This window comes from Bartonella sp. AP19HLJMH, assembly GCF_042196245.1.
Classification (GTDB): Bacteria; Pseudomonadota; Alphaproteobacteria; order Rhizobiales; family Rhizobiaceae; genus Bartonella.
Genome location: NZ_JBHIPX010000093.1, coordinates 1 through 675 on the forward strand (window position 1 = coordinate 1; position 675 = coordinate 675).

General features: G+C 39.0%; 1 protein-coding gene. It reads right to left on the minus strand.

All coding sequences use genetic code 11. The features are described from left to right. Positions 1-675, minus strand: a 675-nt coding sequence (locus ACFINR_RS09550; protein WP_375654250.1) for a DUF3987 domain-containing protein, incomplete at both ends; no start/stop codon positions are given.

Here is a 675-nt window from a genome sequence, read left to right on the forward strand (position 1 = left end):
CCCTCTATAGGAAATTCACGAATATAGTTACAACGACATAAAAGCTCTAAAGCTTGCTTAACGGCTCCATTGTCTTTTAAAGATCTCCAACACCGTCTATAGATATCTCTTGCCGTAAAAACATTGGGTAAAAGATCACAGCGCTCTACAATTAATTTTGCACGCTCTGCTGTTAATGTATCATTCGCCGCATAAAGACGTTTTGCATGACTTATCAGATATTCTTCCCAATATAAGGCTCTCTCAAGGGCATCTCTATTGATTTCAAAACGCCCCCCTTCACTCAATTCAAAAATCAATGCAAGGGTTGGTATGGTTTTATTCATTTTCAAAAGATGCGCTTGTAAACTTGATGAGAAATGACCTCCTTTGATTGTTCTTTGAAAATTTTCCCACCATACACGAAACATTTCTTGAGCTTCAGCAGAAAAGCGTATGGTAATAGGGTGTTTTGGTGATCCTAATGGTTTATCATAAAGAGAACGAAAAATTCCTTGATAACTTTCCCATGCCTTTTGATTGGGAGGTCTATCAACCCATAACCGCTCTTTTCGTTCATCGGGCCACACCAGCATTTGAAACCGTTGCAATAAGCCGTCATTATTTGTTCCATGGTGCATTGCTTGAATAATGGGAATAATCCGTGAAGGTTGAATGCCCCCAATAATGGAAATG